2 protein-coding genes are annotated in these 505 nt (G+C 60.6%); both read left to right on the plus strand.

Annotation, left to right across the window (positions count from 1 at the left end):
- Positions 1-270: glutathione binding-like protein (locus A9513_RS19185; RefSeq protein WP_227525977.1), on the plus strand; the 270-nt coding region annotated here is incomplete at its 5' end.
- A partial coding sequence (locus tag A9513_RS19190; protein ID WP_304362946.1) for a CorA family divalent cation transporter occupies positions 267-505 on the plus strand: 239 nt, incomplete at its 3' end. The genes A9513_RS19185 and A9513_RS19190, both read left to right, overlap by 4 nt.

A 505-nucleotide genomic window follows, 5' to 3' on the forward strand; every position in this document is an offset into this window, starting at 1 on the left:
GACAAGCGGCCGCAACAGCGCTTTATCGACGAATCCACGCGTCTGCTGGGGATTCTGGATCGCCGGCTGGAAGGCCGCGACTGGATCGTCGACGACTATTCGATCGCGGACATCGCGACGCTCGGCTGGGTGAATGCGCTGGTGGAATTCTACGCTGCGGGTGACATCCTTGGCCTCAGCAGCTTTTCGAACGTCCGCGCATGGCTTGGACGCGGGCTGGCTCGACCGGCCGTCCAGCGTGGCCTCCACATTCCCGCGAGGCCAGCATGAGCATCATCGCCGCCTATTATTACAACGAAGGCAAGCGAGTTCGCGAAATCGCGCTCGATGAGCACGTCAAGTTGGGCGAGAGTCGCTCGGGCTTCTGCTGGATCGCGCTTAGCGAACCCACCCCCGAGGAACTACTCGCGATCCAAAGGACATATAATCTTCATCCGTTGGCGATCGACAACGCGATGCACCCGCTGTGCCCGCCCAAGCTCGAGGTCTACAACGATGAGTTGTA

The sequence above is a fragment of the Pseudomonas sp. AU12215 genome (genome assembly GCF_001675465.2).
Taxonomy (GTDB): domain Bacteria; phylum Pseudomonadota; class Gammaproteobacteria; order Pseudomonadales; family Pseudomonadaceae; genus Pseudomonas; species Pseudomonas nitroreducens.